General features: G+C 68.4%; 17 protein-coding genes. All 17 read right to left on the bottom strand.

The window, feature by feature from the left end; all coding sequences use genetic code 11:
• Positions 1–34: 34 nt before the first annotated feature.
• Positions 35–409: a F0F1 ATP synthase subunit epsilon gene (locus ACWDEW_RS28335; protein ID WP_266772606.1), complete on the bottom strand. Its 375-nt coding sequence runs from the start codon at positions 407–409 to the stop codon at positions 35–37.
• A 110-nt stretch (positions 410–519) separates the two neighbouring features.
• Positions 520–1956, bottom strand: a complete 1437-nt coding sequence (gene atpD / locus ACWDEW_RS28330; protein ID WP_019073172.1) for a F0F1 ATP synthase subunit beta — start codon at positions 1954–1956, stop codon at positions 520–522.
• Complete coding sequence (locus ACWDEW_RS28325) at positions 1956–2873, bottom strand: F0F1 ATP synthase subunit gamma (RefSeq protein ID WP_450516159.1); 918 nt, start codon at positions 2871–2873, stop codon at positions 1956–1958. The genes atpD and ACWDEW_RS28325 overlap by 1 nt, the downstream gene beginning before the upstream one ends.
• Positions 2874–2894: 21 nt before the next feature.
• The gene (gene atpA, locus ACWDEW_RS28320; protein ID WP_359602179.1) at positions 2895–4484 is read right to left on the bottom strand and encodes a F0F1 ATP synthase subunit alpha; all 1590 of its coding nucleotides are present in this window, start codon (positions 4482–4484) and stop codon (positions 2895–2897) included.
• A gap of 130 nt (positions 4485–4614) precedes the next feature.
• Complete coding sequence (locus tag ACWDEW_RS28315) at positions 4615–5430, bottom strand: F0F1 ATP synthase subunit delta (RefSeq protein ID WP_450516157.1); 816 nt, start codon at positions 5428–5430, stop codon at positions 4615–4617.
• Complete coding sequence (locus ACWDEW_RS28310; protein WP_093629142.1) at positions 5427–5969, bottom strand: F0F1 ATP synthase subunit B; 543 nt, start codon at positions 5967–5969, stop codon at positions 5427–5429. The genes ACWDEW_RS28315 and ACWDEW_RS28310 overlap by 4 nt, the downstream gene beginning before the upstream one ends.
• Before the next feature lie 43 nt (positions 5970–6012).
• The gene (locus ACWDEW_RS28305; RefSeq protein WP_043683105.1) at positions 6013–6249 is read right to left on the bottom strand and encodes an ATP synthase subunit c family protein; all 237 of its coding nucleotides are present in this window, start codon (positions 6247–6249) and stop codon (positions 6013–6015) included.
• Between the two features lie 74 nt (positions 6250–6323).
• Positions 6324–7160 (bottom strand): F0F1 ATP synthase subunit A, encoded by an 837-nt coding sequence (gene atpB, locus ACWDEW_RS28300; protein ID WP_366490396.1) that lies wholly within the window; start codon positions 7158–7160, stop codon positions 6324–6326.
• Positions 7161–7370: 210 nt separating this feature from the next.
• The gene (locus tag ACWDEW_RS28295) at positions 7371–7784 is read right to left on the bottom strand and encodes a hypothetical protein (RefSeq protein ID WP_450516156.1); all 414 of its coding nucleotides are present in this window, start codon (positions 7782–7784) and stop codon (positions 7371–7373) included.
• Between the two features lie 294 nt (positions 7785–8078).
• Positions 8079–9398, bottom strand: coding sequence for an MraY family glycosyltransferase (locus ACWDEW_RS28290; RefSeq protein WP_450516154.1), 1320 nt, complete (start codon positions 9396–9398; stop codon positions 8079–8081).
• 129 nt (positions 9399–9527) lie between these two features.
• The gene (locus tag ACWDEW_RS28285; protein ID WP_450516152.1) at positions 9528–10766 is read right to left on the bottom strand and encodes a serine hydroxymethyltransferase; all 1239 of its coding nucleotides are present in this window, start codon (positions 10764–10766) and stop codon (positions 9528–9530) included.
• Positions 10767–10847: 81 nt separating this feature from the next.
• Positions 10848–11516: an arsenate reductase/protein-tyrosine-phosphatase family protein gene (locus ACWDEW_RS28280; protein WP_359602192.1), complete on the bottom strand. Its 669-nt coding sequence runs from the start codon at positions 11514–11516 to the stop codon at positions 10848–10850.
• A complete protein-coding gene (locus ACWDEW_RS28275) occupies positions 11513–12160 on the bottom strand; it encodes an L-threonylcarbamoyladenylate synthase (protein ID WP_450516150.1) in 648 nt (215 codons plus the stop codon). Before ACWDEW_RS28275 ends, ACWDEW_RS28280 begins: the two co-directional genes overlap by 4 nt.
• A gap of 163 nt (positions 12161–12323) precedes the next feature.
• Positions 12324–13169, bottom strand: coding sequence for a peptide chain release factor N(5)-glutamine methyltransferase (gene prmC, locus ACWDEW_RS28270; protein WP_450516149.1), 846 nt, complete (start codon positions 13167–13169; stop codon positions 12324–12326).
• 68 nt (positions 13170–13237) lie between these two features.
• On the bottom strand, positions 13238–14314 hold the full coding sequence (gene prfA / locus ACWDEW_RS28265; RefSeq protein ID WP_093629136.1) for a peptide chain release factor 1: 1077 nt from the start codon (positions 14312–14314) through the stop codon (positions 13238–13240).
• Positions 14315–14423: 109 nt separating this feature from the next.
• On the bottom strand, positions 14424–14648 hold the full coding sequence (gene rpmE, locus ACWDEW_RS28260; protein ID WP_019073185.1) for a 50S ribosomal protein L31: 225 nt from the start codon (positions 14646–14648) through the stop codon (positions 14424–14426).
• Between the two features lie 209 nt (positions 14649–14857).
• On the bottom strand, positions 14858–15997 hold the full coding sequence (locus ACWDEW_RS28255) for an LCP family protein (protein ID WP_450516146.1): 1140 nt from the start codon (positions 15995–15997) through the stop codon (positions 14858–14860).
• Positions 15998–16024: the final 27 nt, after the last annotated feature.

Here is a 16024-nt window from a genome sequence, read left to right as displayed (position 1 = left end):
GCGGCTGAGTCACGTCATCGCGTCAGAGCTGGGTTCAGCGCGTCTCCACCGCACGCAGACGGACGTCCGCGCGGCGCTCGGCGGACTCGTCGCCCTCCGCCTTCGCGCGCTCCAGCTCCCGCTCCACGCGCTGGACGTCGATCTCGTCCGACAGCTCGGCGATCTCGGCGAGCAGCGACAGCTTGTTGTCCGCGAACGAGATGAAACCGCCGTGCACCGCGGCGACGACCGTTCCACCATCGCTCGTACGAATGGTCACCGGGCCCGACTCCAGCACACCGAGCAGCGGCTGGTGACCGGGCATGACGCCGATGTCGCCGGACGTGGTGCGCGCGACGACCAGGGTGGCCTCGCCGGACCAGACCTGGCGGTCCGCGGCGACGAGCTCGACATGCAGCTCAGCAGCCAAGGTGGGCTCCTCGGGTCACCACCCGGCGGTCGTGCCGGGTGTTGGGTCAATTCTAATGGGCGTGGAAGAGGGGGTGGGACACGCCCCACCCCCTCAGGTGAAGCACGGGGTCAGGAGACGCCCAGCTCCTTCGCGTTGGCCTTCAGGTCCTCGATACCGCCGCAGAGGAAGAACGCCTGCTCCGGGAAGTGGTCGTACTCGCCGTCGATGATCGAGTTGAACGCGGTGATCGACTCGTCCAGCGGGACGTCCGACCCGTCGACGCCGGTGAACTGCTTGGCGACGTGGGTGTTCTGGGACAGGAAGCGCTCGACGCGACGGGCACGGTGGACGGTGAGCTTGTCCTCCTCGCCCAGCTCGTCGATACCGAGGATCGCGATGATGTCCTGAAGGTCCTTGTACTTCTGCAGGACCGTCTTGACGCGCATCGCGGTGTTGTAGTGGTCCGCCGCGATGTAGCGGGGGTCCAGGATGCGGGACGTGGAGTCCAGCGGGTCCACGGCCGGGTAGATGCCCTTCTCGGAGATCGGACGGGAGAGAACCGTCGTCGCGTCGAGGTGGGCGAAGGTGGTGGCCGGGGCCGGGTCGGTCAGGTCGTCCGCGGGGACGTAGATCGCCTGCATCGAGGTGATCGAGTGACCGCGGGTCGAGGTGATGCGCTCCTGGAGGAGACCCATCTCGTCGGCCAGGTTCGGCTGGTAGCCCACCGCGGAGGGCATACGGCCGAGCAGGGTCGAGACCTCGGAACCGGCCTGCGTGAAGCGGAAGATGTTGTCGATGAAGAACAGCACGTCCTGGTTCTGCACATCGCGGAAGTACTCCGCCATGGTCAGACCGGCCAGGGCCACGCGCAGACGGGTGCCCGGGGGCTCGTCCATCTGGCCGAAGACGAGCGCCGTCTTGTCGATGACGCCCGAGTCGGCCATCTCCTCGATGAGGTCGTTGCCCTCACGGGTGCGCTCGCCGACACCGGCGAACACGGAGACACCGTCGTGGTTGTTGGCGACGCGGTAGATCATCTCCTGGATGAGCACCGTCTTGCCGACGCCGGCACCGCCGAACAGGCCGATCTTGCCGCCCTTGACGTACGGGGTCAGCAGGTCGATGACCTTGACGCCGGTCTCGAACATCTCGGTCTTCGACTCGAGCTCGTCGAAGCGCGGGGCCTTGCGGTGGATGGACCAGCGCTCACCCGTGTACTTCTCGTCGCTGTTCAGCACCTCGCCGAGGGTGTTGAACACCTTGCCCTTGGTGAAGTCGCCGACCGGGACGGTGATGCCGTCGCCGGTGTCGGTGACCGGGGCCTGGCGGACCAGACCGTCGGTGGGCTGCATCGAGATCGTGCGGACCAGGCCGTCACCCAGGTGCTGGGCGACCTCCAGGGTCAGTGTCTTCTTCGCACCGTCCAGGGCCGGGTCGGCCACCTCGACGTGCAGAGCGTTGTAGATCTCCGGCATCGCGTCGACGGGGAACTCCACGTCGACGACCGGGCCGATGACCCGGGCGACGCGGCCCGTGGCAACGGCCGTCTCAACTGTCGTCGTCATTACTTGTCACTCCCCGCGGTCGCGTCGGCCAGGGCTGCGGAGCCACCGACGATCTCGCTGATTTCCTGGGTGATTTCGGCCTGGCGGGCCGCGTTGGCAAGACGGGAGAGCGTGGTGATCAGGTCTCCCGCGTTGTCGGTCGCCGACTTCATCGCGCGGCGGGTGGCGGCGTGCTTGGAGGCAGCCGACTGGAGCAGCGCGTTGTAGATACGGCTCTCGACGTACCGCGGCAGGAGGGCGTCCAGGACGTCCTCCGCCGACGGCTCGAAGTCGTACAGCGGAAGGATCTCGCCCTGGGGCGTCGCCTCTTCCGCGACCTCTTCGAGGCTGAGGGGCAGCAGCCGGCTGTCGACCGGCGTCTGCGTCATCATCGAGATGAACTCGGTGTAGACGATGTGGAGTTCGTCCACGCCGCCCTCGGCCGTGTCCTTCTCGATGGCCTCGATGAGCGGACCCGCGACCTGCTTCGCGTCCGCGTAGGAGGGCTCGTCGGTGAAGCCCGTCCACTGCTCCGAGATCTTGCGCTCACGGAAGTTGTAGTGGGCGACACCGCGGCGGCCGACGATGTACGTGTCGACCTCCTTGCCCTCGGCCTCAAGACGCGCGGTCAGCTGCTCCGCGGCCTTGATGGCGTTGGCGTTGAAGGCGCCGGCCAGACCGCGGTCGCTCGTGAGGAGCAGCACAGCGGAACGGGTCGGCGTCTCGGCCTCGGTGGTCAGCGGGTGCCTGGTGTTCGAACCCGTGCCGACCGCCGTGACCGCGCGCGTCAGTTCCTTCGCGTACGGCGTCGAGGCCTGCACCTTGCGGTGCGCCTTGACGACGCGCGAGGCGGCGATCATCTCCATCGCCTTGGTGATCTTCTTGGTCGCGGTGACGGATCGGATGCGACGCTTGTAGACCCGGAGCTGGGCTCCCATGAGTCAGGTCCCTTCCTTACGTCACTTGGCCGCGGCCGGGGCGTCCTCGCCGAGGAGCTTGCCGTCCGAGGTCTCGAACTGCTTCTTGAACTCGGCGATCGCGTCCGCGGCGGCGGTCAGGGTGTCGTCGGACATCTTGCCGCCCTCCTTGATGGAGGTCATGAGGCCCTGCTCCTTGCGGTGCAGGTACTCCAGGAGCTCCTTCTCGAAGCGGCGGATGTCCTCGACCGGTACGTCGTCCATCTTGCCGGTGGTCGCGGACCACACGGAGACGACCTGGTCCTCGGTGGGCATCGGCTGGTACTGCGGCTGCTTGAGCAGCTCGACCAGCCGCTGACCGCGCTCCAGCTGGGCCTTCGACGCGGCGTCCAGGTCGGAACCGAAGGCGGCGAACGCCTCCAGCTCGCGGTACTGGGCGAGGTCGAGGCGCAGTCGGCCGGAGACCTGCTTCATCGCCTTGTGCTGCGCGCTGCCACCGACTCGGGAGACGGAGATACCGACGTTCAGCGCGGGGCGCTGACCGGCGTTGAAGAGGTCCGACTCCAGGAAGCACTGGCCGTCGGTGATGGAGATGACGTTGGTCGGGATGAACGCCGAGACGTCGTTGGCCTTGGTCTCGACGATCGGCAGACCGGTCATCGAGCCCTTGCCCATCTCGTCGGAGAGCTTCGCGCAGCGCTCCAGGAGACGGGAGTGCAGGTAGAAGACGTCACCGGGGTAGGCCTCGCGGCCCGGCGGACGGCGCAGCAGGAGGGAGACGGCGCGGTAGGCGTCGGCCTGCTTGGAGAGGTCGTCGAAGATGATGAGGACGTGCTTGCCGTCGTACATCCAGTGCTGGCCGATGGCCGAACCGGTGTACGGCGCCAGGTACTTGAAGCCGGCCGGGTCGGACGCCGGGGCGGCGACGATGGTCGTGTACTCCAGGGCGCCGGCCTCTTCGAGCGCACCACGCACGGAGGCGATGGTGGAGCCCTTCTGGCCGATGGCGACGTAGATGCAGCGGACCTGCTTGTTCACGTCGCCCGAGCGCCAGTTGTCGCGCTGGTTGATGATCGTGTCGACGGCCAGGGCGGTCTTGCCGGTCTGGCGGTCGCCGATGATCAGCTGACGCTGGCCGCGGCCGATCGGGGTCATCGCGTCGACGGCCTTGTAGCCGGTCTCCATCGGCTCGTGCACCGACTTGCGGACCATGACGCCCGGGGCCTGCAGCTCCAGCGCGCGGCGACCGGTGGTCTCGATCTCGCCGAGGCCGTCGATCGGGTTGCCGAGCGGGTCGACGACACGGCCGAGGTAGCCCTCGCCGACGGCGACGGACAGGACCTCTCCGGTGCGGGTGACCGGCTGACCCTCCTCGACACCGCTGAACTCACCGAGGATGACGGTACCGATCTCACGCTCTTCGAGGTTGAGCGCGAGACCGAGGGTGCCGTCCTCGAACTTCAGCAGTTCGTTGGCCATGGCCGAGGGCAGGCCCTCGACCTTCGCGATGCCGTCGCCGGCAAGGGTGACCGTACCGACCTCCTCGCGCGAGGCCGCGTCCGGCTTGTACGACTGGACGAAGTTCTCCAGCGCGTCCCGGATCTCCTCCGGCCGGATCGTGAGCTCCGCCATCTGGGTTCCCTGCTCTCCTTGTTGGGCCCGAAGTTTCACTTGGGGGGATGGGGGGACTCCCCCCTGAACGAGGTGAATCCTCTGCACGGCCCAACTCGGGCCGCCTTACTACGTCTTTGTTGTGGTGGTGCTAGCCCGCCATGCGGCGGGTGGCGTCATCGAGGCGGTCCGCGATGGAGCCGTTGATGATCTCGTCGCCGACCTGCACCCGGATGCCGCCGAGGACCTCGGGGTCCACGTCGATGTTCAGGTGCATGTGACGGCCGTAGAGCTTCGCGAGGGCGGCGCCCAAGCGCTGCTTCTGCGGGTCGCTGAGCGGGACCGCCGTGGTGACGACCGCGACCAGGCGACTGCGGCGGTCGGCGGCGAGCTTGGACAGGGACTCGAGTCCCGCTTCCAGGCTACGTCCCCGGGGCGCGGTCACAAGGCGCGTCACCAGTCGTTCGGTGGCAGGCTTGGCCCGGCCGCCGAGCAGGCTGCTCAGCAGCTCGCTCTTGGCCGCGGTGCTCGCCGCGCGGTTGGTCAGCGCGGCACGCAGCCCGGTGTCCGAGGCGACGATCCGGCCGAACCGGAACAGTTCGTCCTCGACGTCGTCGAGCTGGCCCGACTGCTGGGCGGCGGTGAGGTCGGCGGTGGCCGCCAGTTCCTCCAGCGCGTCCACCAGGTCGCGGGACTGCGACCAGCGGGAGCGCACCATGCCGGACACCAGGTCGAGGGCGGGGCCGCCGACCTGACCGCCGAGCAGGCGCTCGGCCAGCTGGGCCTTGGCCTCGCCGTCCTGCGCCGGGTCGGTGAGGACCCGACGCAACGACACCTCACGGCCGAGCAGCGCGGTGACGGCGGCCAGCTCGTCGGCGAGCTGCGTCGCGTTCACGGACGTGGAGTCCGTCAGCGCGTCGAGACGCTCACGTGCGGCTGCCAGGGCCTCGCGGCTCGCTCCGTTCATCGCGCGGCCTCGGCCTTCTCCTCGAGCTCATCGAGGAAACGGTCGATCACGCGGCTCTGCCGGGCGTGGTCCTCAAGGGACTCGCCGACGAGCTTGCCGGCCAGGTCGGTGGCGAGCTTGCCGACGTCCTGGCGCAGCGCCTGCGAAGCGGCCTTGCGGTCGGCCTCGATCTGCGTGTGACCGGCGGCGACGATCTCCTCGCGCTGCCGCTGGCCTTCCGCGCGCATCTCGGCGATGAGCGTGGCGCCCTGCTCCTGCGCCTCCTGGCGCAGACGCGCGGCCTCGTGCCGGGCCTCGGCGAGCTGAGCCTTGTACTGCTCAAGCACGCTCTGGGCCTCGGTCTGGGCGGCCTCGGCCTTCTCGATACCGCCCTCGATGGCCTCGCGCCGCTCGTCCAGAACCTTGTTGATGTTCGGGAGGAGCTTCTTGGCGAGGAAGCCGAAGACGATGACGAAGGCGATCAGGCCGATGACAAGCTCGGGGATCGGCGGGACGAGAGGGTTTTCCTTCTCGGCCGCCAGAATGAGCAGCTGGCTCATGTCAGTGCCTTTCGTCTAGTGGGCTGTCGCTGATCGCGGTCGATCAGGTGCCGTAGACGAACGGCATGACCAGGCCGATGAGGGCGAGCGCCTCACAGAAGGCGAAGCCGAGGATCTGGTTGGCGCGGATCAGACCGGCAGCTTCGGGCTGACGGGCAAGAGCCTGGGTGCCGTTGCCGAAGATGATGCCGACGCCGACGCCCGGACCGATGGCGGCGAGGCCGTAGCCGATGGAGCCGAGCGAACCGGAGACGGCAGCGAGGGTCTCAGTGGCAGCCATGCTGATTCTTCCTTATCTGTACGGACCGGCGGGGGTTGGCCGCCGGACACCAAAGGGGGTTCGGGAGGGGGTGCTCAGTGGTGCTCGGCGAGCGCGCCCTGGATGAAGGTGCAGGTCAGCAGCACGAAGACGTACGCCTGCAGGGCCTGGATGAACAGCTCGAAGGCGGTCATCACGATGACCATGACGAACGAGACACCCGCGTAGGCGATCCCGATGCCGTTGAGCAGGTACCAGCTGGCGATCGTGAAGAGCAGCAGCAGGGTGTGGCCCGCGAACATGTTCGCGAAGAGTCGCACGGCGTGCGTGAACGGCCGGACGATCAGGTTCGAGAGCAGCTCGATACCCATCGCCAGCGGGAGAACCGCGCCGAGCGACTTGTCGTAACCGCTGAAGTTCTTGAACGCGCCGACGAATCCGTGTCGCTTGAACGTCAGCGAGACCCAGGTGATGTAGACGATCGCCGCGAGGACGATCGGGTACGCGATGATCGACGTCACCGGGAACTGGGCGACCGGGACGATCGACCAGAGGTTCATCATCCAGATGAAGAAGAACAGCGAGACGACCAGCGGTACGTACTTCTCGCCCTCCTTCTTTCCGATGGTCTCGTAGACGACACCGCGGCGGATGAAGTCGTAGCCGGACTCGGCGACCATCTGCAGCTTGCCGGGGACGACCTTCGGCTTGCGGAAGGCGGCCCAGAAGAAGCCGACAACGATGACCGAGCCGATCAGCGCCAGCAGCATCGGCTTGTTGAAGTACACGTTGCTGTCGCCGTCCCCCAGAAGGGGCTTGAACAGGAACGAGTGCAGGCCGGGAGCCGGGAAGCCACAGCCGTCGAAGATGTGGCAGTCGGTCTCGAAGGCGAGCACCTGCGTCGGGTCAGCACTCACCGCGGGCTCCTTCAGCGTGGCGCATAGGTACGGCAACCTCGTTGTGTCGGCGCGGCGCACAGCCGCGGTTCGGCACTGGACTGGTGTAACGGATGTGGGGGCGGCAGTGGGGCATCGAGCCTCGCGATTGAGCAGGCGTCAGCTCAGATGCCCGCGCCCGCGATGCCGCAGTTGGCACCGGACGATAGCAGGGTCGCTTACGTGCTCTTATCCCGGCCCTACCTCTCACGACGAGTGCCCCGACTTCTCGGGCTCGACGTAGAGGATTTTGGCCTTCATGTGGGCACGGGTCTGCGCGGCGGTCCAGATGATGGTGTCGGCGAGCAGTGTGAACGCGAAGGCCTTGGGATTGAACAGCGTGGTGTGCTTGAACGCGGCGAGGAAGATGAACAGCAGCAGAATCTGCGCCGCGAAGAGCATGAGGCCCATCGCCTGGAACAGGTGCGGAAGCGATTTGGCAGTGCGCTGCAGAACGTAGAGCCCGATTCCCATGAAGAGGATCACGATCAGCGTCGCAACGGCTGCCCCAATAGCTCCTTTGCCGCCGGCGACCACACCACTGACGACGGCGGCAATCGCGCCGACGGCAGCTGTGGGCACAGCGGCCTGAAGGAGAATCCGGGCGTCATTGGACGGCATGGCGGCAACTCCGCTTGCTAAGGGGGGCGTGTCGTCATGGACGAGCGTAGTCCCGGGATGAGAGAGAACCTCACGCCAATGGACCGTCGCACTACGGTCCTTCGGCTCTGTCCCGGGTTCTCGTGAACCGTATCACAAACTATTTGATGCGGTCTTTACCTAGAAGGTGTGCTTGCTGTCACACATGAGAGTGACAGTGCGCGTCTGTGCAAAATAGCGGCCAACTTGTCTGGTATGGGGAGGCTTTGTCTGCCCACGAGATGGCAACGCTTTAGTCAGATTCTTACCTTGGCGTCAGCGCGAGGACTCGGCTTTACGTCCGTCCAGGAGACGCGAACGGGGGCCGACAGCGGTCGCTCCGTTGACTCCTGACACTCCGGCGACAACCGGCGGACGCGGATCGCGGTCCTCCTCCGCCAGCACGACCACGGGCTCAACTGCCGCCCTGCGACGGCGATAACGCGGCGGCACCAGGTGCTCGGCCCAACGCGGCGTACGCGGGGTGAAGCGCGGCAGCAGAAGGAGCAGCAGACCGATCGCGCTCAGGAAGACGATGCCGAGCACGATCCACATCGAGGCCGAGTTGACCGAGTAGGACAGCGCGCCGAACGCGATCAGCGCCGACCAGAAGTACATGATCAGCACCGCCCGGCTGTGCGAGTGGCCGATCTCCAGCAGGCGGTGGTGCAGATGGCCGCGGTCCGCGGCAAATGGCGACTGGCCCCGCCAGGTGCGGCGGACGATCGCCAGCACCAGGTCGGCGGCCGGCACCGCGATGATCGTCAGCGGCAGCAGCAGCGGGATGTAGACGGGCACCGTCGAGTGCACGGCCGCCTTCTCCGAGTGCAGGAACAGCTGCAGCGCGTCCGGGTCGACCTGTCCCGTGATGGAGATCGCCCCCGCGGAGAGCACCAGGCCGATCAGCATCGAGCCGGAGTCACCCATGAAGATTCGCGCCGGGTGCATGTTGTGCGGCAGGAAGCCGACGCACATGCCCATCAGGATCGCCGAGAAGAGCGTGGCCGGGGCGGCGGCCTCGATGCCGTACGAGTACCAGATGCGGTAGGCGTAGAGGAAGAACGCGGCGGCGGCGATGCAGACCATGCCGGACGCGAGGCCGTCGAGGCCGTCGACGAAGTTGACCGCGTTGATGGTGATGACGACCAGGGCGACCGTGAGCAGGGTGCCCTGCCACTGGGTGAGCGCCACGTTGCCGACGCCCGGGATGGGCAGCCACAGGATCGTCAGACCCTGCATGACCATCACGCCTGCGGCGATCATCTGGCCGCCCAGCTTGATCAGGGCGTCGATCTCGAACTTGTCGTCCAGGACACCGATCAGCCAGATCAGGGCAGCACCGGAGAGCAGCGCCCGCGGCTCGTTCGAGTTCTGGAAGACCTCGCTGAGGTTGGTCAGGTGGTCCGCGACCAGCAGGCCTGCGCACAGGCCGAAGAACATGGCGATACCGCCGAGCCGCGGAGTGGGTTCCCGGTGCACGTCACGGGCCCTGATCTCCGGCATCGCCCCGGCCACGATCGCGAACTTCCGCACCGGCCCGGTCAGCAGATACGTCACCGCGGCCGTCACGCAGAGCGTCAGCAGGTATTCACGCACAGGCTTCCCCACAGGTCTCGCTGGCCATCACAGCCCCACACCCTAGCGAGGGACGCATATGGTTGGGGACTTCCGGGTAGCGACGATGGTTGCACGTGTGGCTGTGTACGTGGGTCCGGGTACCCCCGTTCAGCCCGGATACGGCGGGAATCCACCCACAAGATCCCGCACTTCGTCACGCGCCCGCTTGGCGTCGACCCGGCCGCGAAGTACCCCCGCGAGGAGCGCGGCGATGCCCGCCATCTCGCCCTCCTCCATGCCCTGCGTGGTCACCGCGGCCGTGCCGAGCCGCAGGCCCCGGGTGTCGCCGTGCGGGAGCGCGCAGCAGTCCAACACCATTCCCGCGGCGGCGAGTTGACCGCGGGCGACGCGCCCGTCGGCGCCGAGGGGCATCGGGTCGACGGTGATCAGATGGGTGTCGGTGCCGCCCGTGGTGACGATCAGCCCCTCCGCGGCCAGTCCGGCCGCGAGCACCCGGGCGTTGGCGACCACCTGATGGGCGTACGCCGTGAAGGCCGGCGTCGCGGCCTCGCCGAACGCGACGGCCTTCGCCGCGATGGTGTTCATCTGCGCGCCGCCCTGGGTGAACGGAAAGACGGCCCGGTCGACGCGCTCGGCCAGCTCGTTCCCGCACAGCAGCATCCCGCCGCGCGGCCCGCGCAGCACCTTGTGCGTGGTGGCGCAGACGACATCGGCGTACGGCACCGGGTTCGGCGCCGCTCCCCCGGCGACGAGGCCGATCGGGTGGGCGGCGTCGGCGATGAGATAGGCGCCCACCTCGTCGGCGACCTCGCGGAAGAGGGCATAGTCGATGTGCCGGGGGTAGGCGATGGAGCCGCACACGATCGCCTTGGGGCGGTGCGTACGGGCCAGGGCGCGCACCTGGTCGTAGTCGATGAGCCCGGTCTCGGCGTCCACCCCGTACCCCACGAAGTCGAACCAGCGCCCGGAGAAGTTCGCGGGCGACCCGTGGGTGAGATGACCGCCGTACGGGAGCCCCAGCGCGAGGACGGTGTCACCGGGCCGCAGCAGCGCGGCGTACGCGGCCAGTACGGCCGAAGACCCGGAGTGGGACTGCACGTTGGCGTGCTCGGCGCCGAACAGCGCCTTCGCGCGGTCCACGGCGACGCGCTCGGCGACGTCGACGATCTCGCAGCCGCCGTGATGGCGGGCGCCGGGGTAGCCCTCGGCGTATTTGTTGGCGAGCGGGGAGCCCAGCGCGGCCAGCACGGCGGGCGAGGTGAAGTTCTCGGCGGCGACCAGCTGGAGCGTCGTCGACTGCCGGGTCAGCTCCCCGAGCAGGATCTCGGCCAGCTCGGGGTCCTGACGGCGCAGGACATCGGCCTCAAGGACAGGGGGGACCGACATGGTGGACATGGTGGACTCCGAGCCGTCGACGGTGACGTACGTCCAATGTAGGCCCGGGACGGGTGGGACGCGCGACCGTTGTCAGGTCTTGGCCGGTACCCCCGTGAGCGCCGTGACCACCGGGTCGATCGCCTGGTTTATCTCGTCTCCGATGGAGCGGAAGAACGGGAGGGGGGCGCCGTAGGGGTCGAAGACCTCGTCGGCCTCCGCCGTGGGGGCCAGGAGCCAGCCGCGGAGGGCCGCCGCCGCGCGGACCAGGGCGCGGGCGCGGGCCACCATGCCGTCCTCCAGAGGTGGCAGGGTGGCCGGGTCGATCGCCTTCACCAGACGGGTGAACTCCTTCAGGGTGAAGGTGCGCAGCCCCGCCGAGTGGCCCATGGAGATGACCTGCTGGCGGTGGTCCCTCGTGGCGGTCAGCACCAGGTCGGCGCGGATCACGTGGTCGTCGAGCAGCTCACGGCCGGTGAACCCGGAGGGGTCCGCGCCGAAGTCGGTGAGGACGGTCGCCGCGTTGGTCTCCATGGGCGCGCCCTCGTGCCCCCAGGTGCCCGCGCTCTCCACGATGAGCCCGCCCCACAGCGGGTCGCCGAGCCGGTCCGCCAGGGCATGACGGGTCAGCCGCTCGGTGATCGGCGAGCGGCACACGTTGCCGGTGCTGACGTGGAGGATGCGGAAGCTGTCCATGGGAAGCCCGAAGGTCCCCGTTACTTCCCCGTTGCCTATGCCACGCCCCGCGTCAGGGGCTGTCAATTCGCCACCTCGAGGTCGGGGACGACCTTCCGCAGCTCCTCGGCCGAGATCGCGCCGGCCCGCAGCAGCAGCGGCACCTCGCGCGTGACGTCGACGATCGAGGACGGCACGTTGCCGGGCGTCGGACCGCCGTCGAGGTACACGGAGACCGAGTCGCCGAGCATCTGCTGGGCAGCGTCGCAGTTCTCCGGCGCGGGGTGGCCGGTGAGGTTGGCGGAGGAGACGGCCATCGGGCCGACCTCCGTCAGCAGCTCGATGGCGACGGGGTGCAGCGGCATGCGGATGGCGACCGTGCCCCGGGTGTCCCCCAGGTCCCACTGCAGGGACGGCTGGTGCTTGGCGACCAGCGTGAGGGCGCCCGGCCAGAACGCGTCGACGAGTTCCCAGGCCAGCTCGGAGAAGTCCGTGACGAGGCCGTGCAGGGTGTTCGGGGAGCCGATGAGGACGGGCGTGGGCATGTTGCGGCCCCGGCCCTTGGCGTCCAGGAGATCGGCGACGGCCTCCGCGGTGAACGCGTCGGCCCCGATGCCGTAGACCGTGTCGGTCGGCAGGACCACGAGTTCGCCCCGGCGGACGGCGGACGCGGCCTCGCGCAGACCCGTCGTGCGGTCGGTCGCGTCATTGGTGTCGTATCGCCGTGCCATGTCTAGCGGTCTCCTTTTTTCGTAGCTCGGTTCGCCTCCGGGGCGCCTTCTGTCGGTGTCGGGCCCGCGACCGTGCTCAGCCCTTCGGGCCTCCGCGCGCTCGCGCTCCCGACACCGACGCGCCCCTTCGGCTCACTCGCTGCTGCCGTAGCGAACGCTGCTGTCATGGCGTGGCCTTGCGGGCGGTCGCGAAGCGCGGGCGGTTGTTGAGATCGGGGTGGTCGGCCGCGTCGGCCCAGCCACGCTCCTCGGTGAAGATCCACGGCACCTGGCCGCCCTGGGTGTCGGCGTGCTCGATGACGACGACACCGCCGGGGCGCAGGAGCCGGTGTGCGGTGCGCTCGATGCCGCGGATCAGGTCGAGGCCGTCCTCGCCCGAGAACAGGGCGAGTTCGGGGTCGTAGTCGCGGGCCTCGGGCGCCACGTACTCCCACTCCGTGAGCGGGATGTACGGCGGGTTGGAGATGACCAGGTCGACATGGCCGTCGAGGTCGGGGAAGGCGTCCAGGGCGTTGCCCTGCCGCAGGTCGACCCTGGACCCCTCCATGTTCTTGCGGGTCCACTGGAGGGCGTCCTCGGACAGCTCCACGGCGTGCACCCGGGAGCGCGGGACCTCCTGGGCGAGGGCGAGCGCGATGGCGCCGGAACCGGTGCAGAGGTCCACGATCAGCGGCTCCACGACGTCCATCGCGCGGACCGCGTCTATGGCCCAGCCGACCACCGACTCGGTCTCGGGGCGCGGCACGAACACCCCTGGTCCGACCTGGAGTTCCAGGTAGCGGAAGAAGGCGCGGCCGGTGATGTGCTGGAGCGGCTCGCGCTGCTCGCGCCGGGCGATGGTCTCCCAGTAGCGGGCGTCGAAGTCCACGTCCTTCACGGAGTGCAGCTCGCCCCGCTTCACACCGTGCACGAACGCGGCGAGCTCCTCCGCGTCGTTGCGCGGCGAGGGCACGCCGGCGTCGGCCAGCCGCTGGGTGGCCTGGGCCACCTCTGCTAGCAGCAGGTTCACGCAAGTCCTCCGTGTCGTACTCGTCCGTGCCGAACGTGCCGTGCGTACCGCCGTGTTACGCCCTCGTGTTACGCAGCCGCGAGCTTGGCGGCCGAGTCCGCGTCGACGCAAGCCTGGATCATCGCGTCGAGGTCGCCGTCCAGGACCTGGTCCAGGTTGTACGCCTTGAAACCGACGCGGTGGTCGGAGATGCGGTTCTCCGGGAAGTTGTAGGTACGGATCTTCTCGGAGCGGTCGACCGTGCGGACCTGGCTGCGGCGGGCGTCGGCGGCGTTCTTCTCCGCCTCCTCCTGTGCCGCGGCGAGCAGCCTGGAGCGCAGGATACGCATCGCCTGCTCCTTGTTCTGCAGCTGGCTCTTCTCGTTCTGGCAGGACGCGACTACTCCGGTGGGAATGTGCGTGATGCGCACCGCGGAGTCGGTCGTGTTGACGGACTGGCCGCCGGGTCCGGACGAGCGGTACACGTCGATGCGGAGGTCGTTCGGGTTGATCTCGACGTCGACCTCCTCGGCCTCCGGGGTGACGAGGACACCGGCGGCGGAGGTGTGGATACGGCCCGCGGACTCGGTCGCGGGCACCCGCTGCACGCGGTGCACCCCGCCCTCGTACTTCAGGCGGGCCCACACGCCCTGGCCGGGCTCGGTGGCGCCGTTGCCGCCCTTGGTCTTCACGGCGACCTGGACGTCCTTGTAGCCGCCCAGTTCGGACTCGGTGGCGTCGATGATCTCGGTCTTCCAGCCGACGCGCTCCGCGTACCGCAGGTACATGCGCAGCAGGTCACCGGCGAACAGGGCGGACTCGTCGCCGCCCGCGCCCGCCTTGACCTCAAGGATCACGTCCTTGTCGTCGTTGGGGTCACGCGGCACCAGCAACAGCCGCAGCTTCTCCGTGATCTCGTCGCGCTGCTTCTCCAGCTCCTTGACCTCGGCCGCGAACTCCGGGTCGTCGGCGCCGAGTTCGCGCGCGGTCTCGATGTCGTCGCCGGTCTGCTTCCAGGAGCGGTACGTGGCGACGATCGGGGTGAGCTCGGCGTAGCGCTTGTTCAGCTTGCGCGCGTTGGCCTGGTCGGCGTGGACCGACGGGTCGGCGAGCTTCTTCTCAAGGTCGGCGTGCTCGCCGATGAGGTCCTCGACAGCCTCGAACATCTTGGGCTCCTGAAATGCGGTGAAGAAAGGGAAGGCGGGCGACCAAAAACGCCGGTCCCGGCACGCCTGTGGAGAGGGCGTGGCCGTGGACCGGCGAAATTGAGGCTCGCTACTTCTTGGAGCCGGCGCCAGCCTTGCCGAAGCGGGCCTCGAAGCGGGCCACGCGGCCACCGGTGTCGAGGATCTTCTGCTTGCCCGTGTAGAACGGGTGGCACTCGGAGCAGACCTCGGCGCGGATGTTGCCGCTCGTGATCGTGCTGCGGGTGGTGAACGACGCGCCACAGGTGCAGCTGACCTGGGTCTCGACGTACTCGGGGTGGATCTCGCGCTTCAAGGTGTCTCCTAGGTTCGGGAGGGCGCCGGGTCGCCGTCCGCGGGTGCGGGGGCGTGAACCGGGGCCGACTGTCCAGTCTGCCAGGACTGGAGCCATCCCCCAAAACGGGGGGCCCGGGTGATCTATTCCCCGCGGGTGCGTGGGGGCTGGGCGCGCCCCGCGGCGGAGCCGCAAATCGACGCAGCCCCGCGCCCCTGAGGCGTTGGGCCTCAACCGGTTGTAACGACACCCTTTGCTTCGCCTGTCGCCGTGCCCTTCGTCGCTGCCGCCGGTATCGGCTGGTCGTTCTTCAGGGCCGTCCAGACCAGCTGGGCCTTCGCCTTCTCGATGATCACGCGGTTCGGGTTGGCCGGGTCGTACTCCACCGGCATCGTGACCATGTTCATGTTGGCGGAGCTGATGCCCTTGAGGCCGTCGGCGAAGGACGTGAGGGAGTTCACCGAGCCGAGGTCGGAGTCGGTGGTGACGGCCTTCGTCGCGGTGTTGGCGAGGTCGAAGAGCTTGGTCGGGCTGGTCAGGAGGCCGACGTGCTTGACCTGGTTGACCAGCGCCTTGATGAACGCCTGCTGGAGCTGGATGCGGCCGAGGTCGGAGCCGTCACCGACGCCGTGCCGGGTGCGGACCAGTCCGAGGGCCTGCGAGCCGTTGAGCGTGTGCGCTCCGGCCTTGAGGTTCAGGTGGCTCTGCGAGTCCTTGATGTCCTTGGTGGTGGTGATCTGGACCCCGCCGAGCTCGTTGATGAGCTTCTCGAAGCCCGCGAAGTCGACTTCGAGGTAGTGGTCCATGCGCAGACCGGAGATGGACTCGACGGTCTTCACGGTGCAGGCGGCGCCGCCGGTCGAGTACGCCTCGTTGAACATCACGCCGGAGGCCGCGTCGTGGGTGACGCCCTTGGTGTCGGTGCACTCGGGGCGGTCCACGAGGGTGTCGCGCGGGATGGACACCACGCCGGCCCTCTTGTGGCCCTTGTAGACGTGGATGATCATCGCGGTGTCGGAGCGGGCGCTGCCGTCGTCGGTGCCGCCGCCCAGCTTCTTGTTGGTGCCGGAGCGGGAGTCGGAGCCCAGGACGAGGATGTTCTCGGAGCCGTTGTCGACCTTGACCGGCCGGTCGGTGCCGAGGGCCTGGTTGATGTCGACGCTCTTGATGTTGCCGTTGAGCTTGAAGTACACGTATCCGGCGCCGGTACCGCCCAGCACCAGGACGCCTCCCGCGACCCAGGCCGTGATCATCAGGGCCTTGTGGCGCGGACTGCGGTTCTTCTGCTTGCGGCCCTTGGCGCGGTGACGCGGGCCGCTGTTGCCGTCCTTGCCCGGTATGCCGGGCTCCGGCGTGCTCTCGGCGGACATGGGCTCCTCGGTCTCTCGTCCGGTCGG

It is taken from the genome of Streptomyces sp. NPDC001100, from assembly GCF_053598575.1.
Note: the sequence above shows the minus strand (reverse complement) of the source record. Positions and strands in the feature narration are given on the sequence as shown.

What these genes read in the sequence shown, in the direction of transcription:
- ACWDEW_RS28275 (WP_450516150.1), bottom strand. Translation starts at nt 12,160, where the DNA reads ATGGCACGGCGATACGACACCAATGACGCGACCGACCGCACGACGGGT.
- ACWDEW_RS28305 (WP_043683105.1), bottom strand. Translation starts at nt 6,249, where the DNA reads ATGGCTGCCACTGAGACCCTCGCTGCCGTCTCCGGTTCGCTCGGCTCC.
- ACWDEW_RS28255 (WP_450516146.1), bottom strand. Translation starts at nt 15,997, where the DNA reads ATGTCCGCCGAGAGCACGCCGGAGCCCGGCATACCGGGCAAGGACGGC.
- ACWDEW_RS28285 (WP_450516152.1), bottom strand. Translation starts at nt 10,766, where the DNA reads ATGTCGGTCCCCCCTGTCCTTGAGGCCGATGTCCTGCGCCGTCAGGAC.
- prfA (WP_093629136.1), bottom strand. Translation starts at nt 14,314, where the DNA reads ATGTTCGAGGCTGTCGAGGACCTCATCGGCGAGCACGCCGACCTTGAG.
- ACWDEW_RS28325 (WP_450516159.1), bottom strand. Translation starts at nt 2,873, where the DNA reads ATGGGAGCCCAGCTCCGGGTCTACAAGCGTCGCATCCGATCCGTCACC.
- ACWDEW_RS28295 (WP_450516156.1), bottom strand. Translation starts at nt 7,784, where the DNA reads ATGCCGTCCAATGACGCCCGGATTCTCCTTCAGGCCGCTGTGCCCACA.
- atpD (WP_019073172.1), bottom strand. Translation starts at nt 1,956, where the DNA reads ATGACGACGACAGTTGAGACGGCCGTTGCCACGGGCCGCGTCGCCCGG.
- atpA (WP_359602179.1), bottom strand. Translation starts at nt 4,484, where the DNA reads ATGGCGGAGCTCACGATCCGGCCGGAGGAGATCCGGGACGCGCTGGAG.
- ACWDEW_RS28310 (WP_093629142.1), bottom strand. Translation starts at nt 5,969, where the DNA reads ATGAGCCAGCTGCTCATTCTGGCGGCCGAGAAGGAAAACCCTCTCGTC.
- ACWDEW_RS28315 (WP_450516157.1), bottom strand. Translation starts at nt 5,430, where the DNA reads ATGAACGGAGCGAGCCGCGAGGCCCTGGCAGCCGCACGTGAGCGTCTC.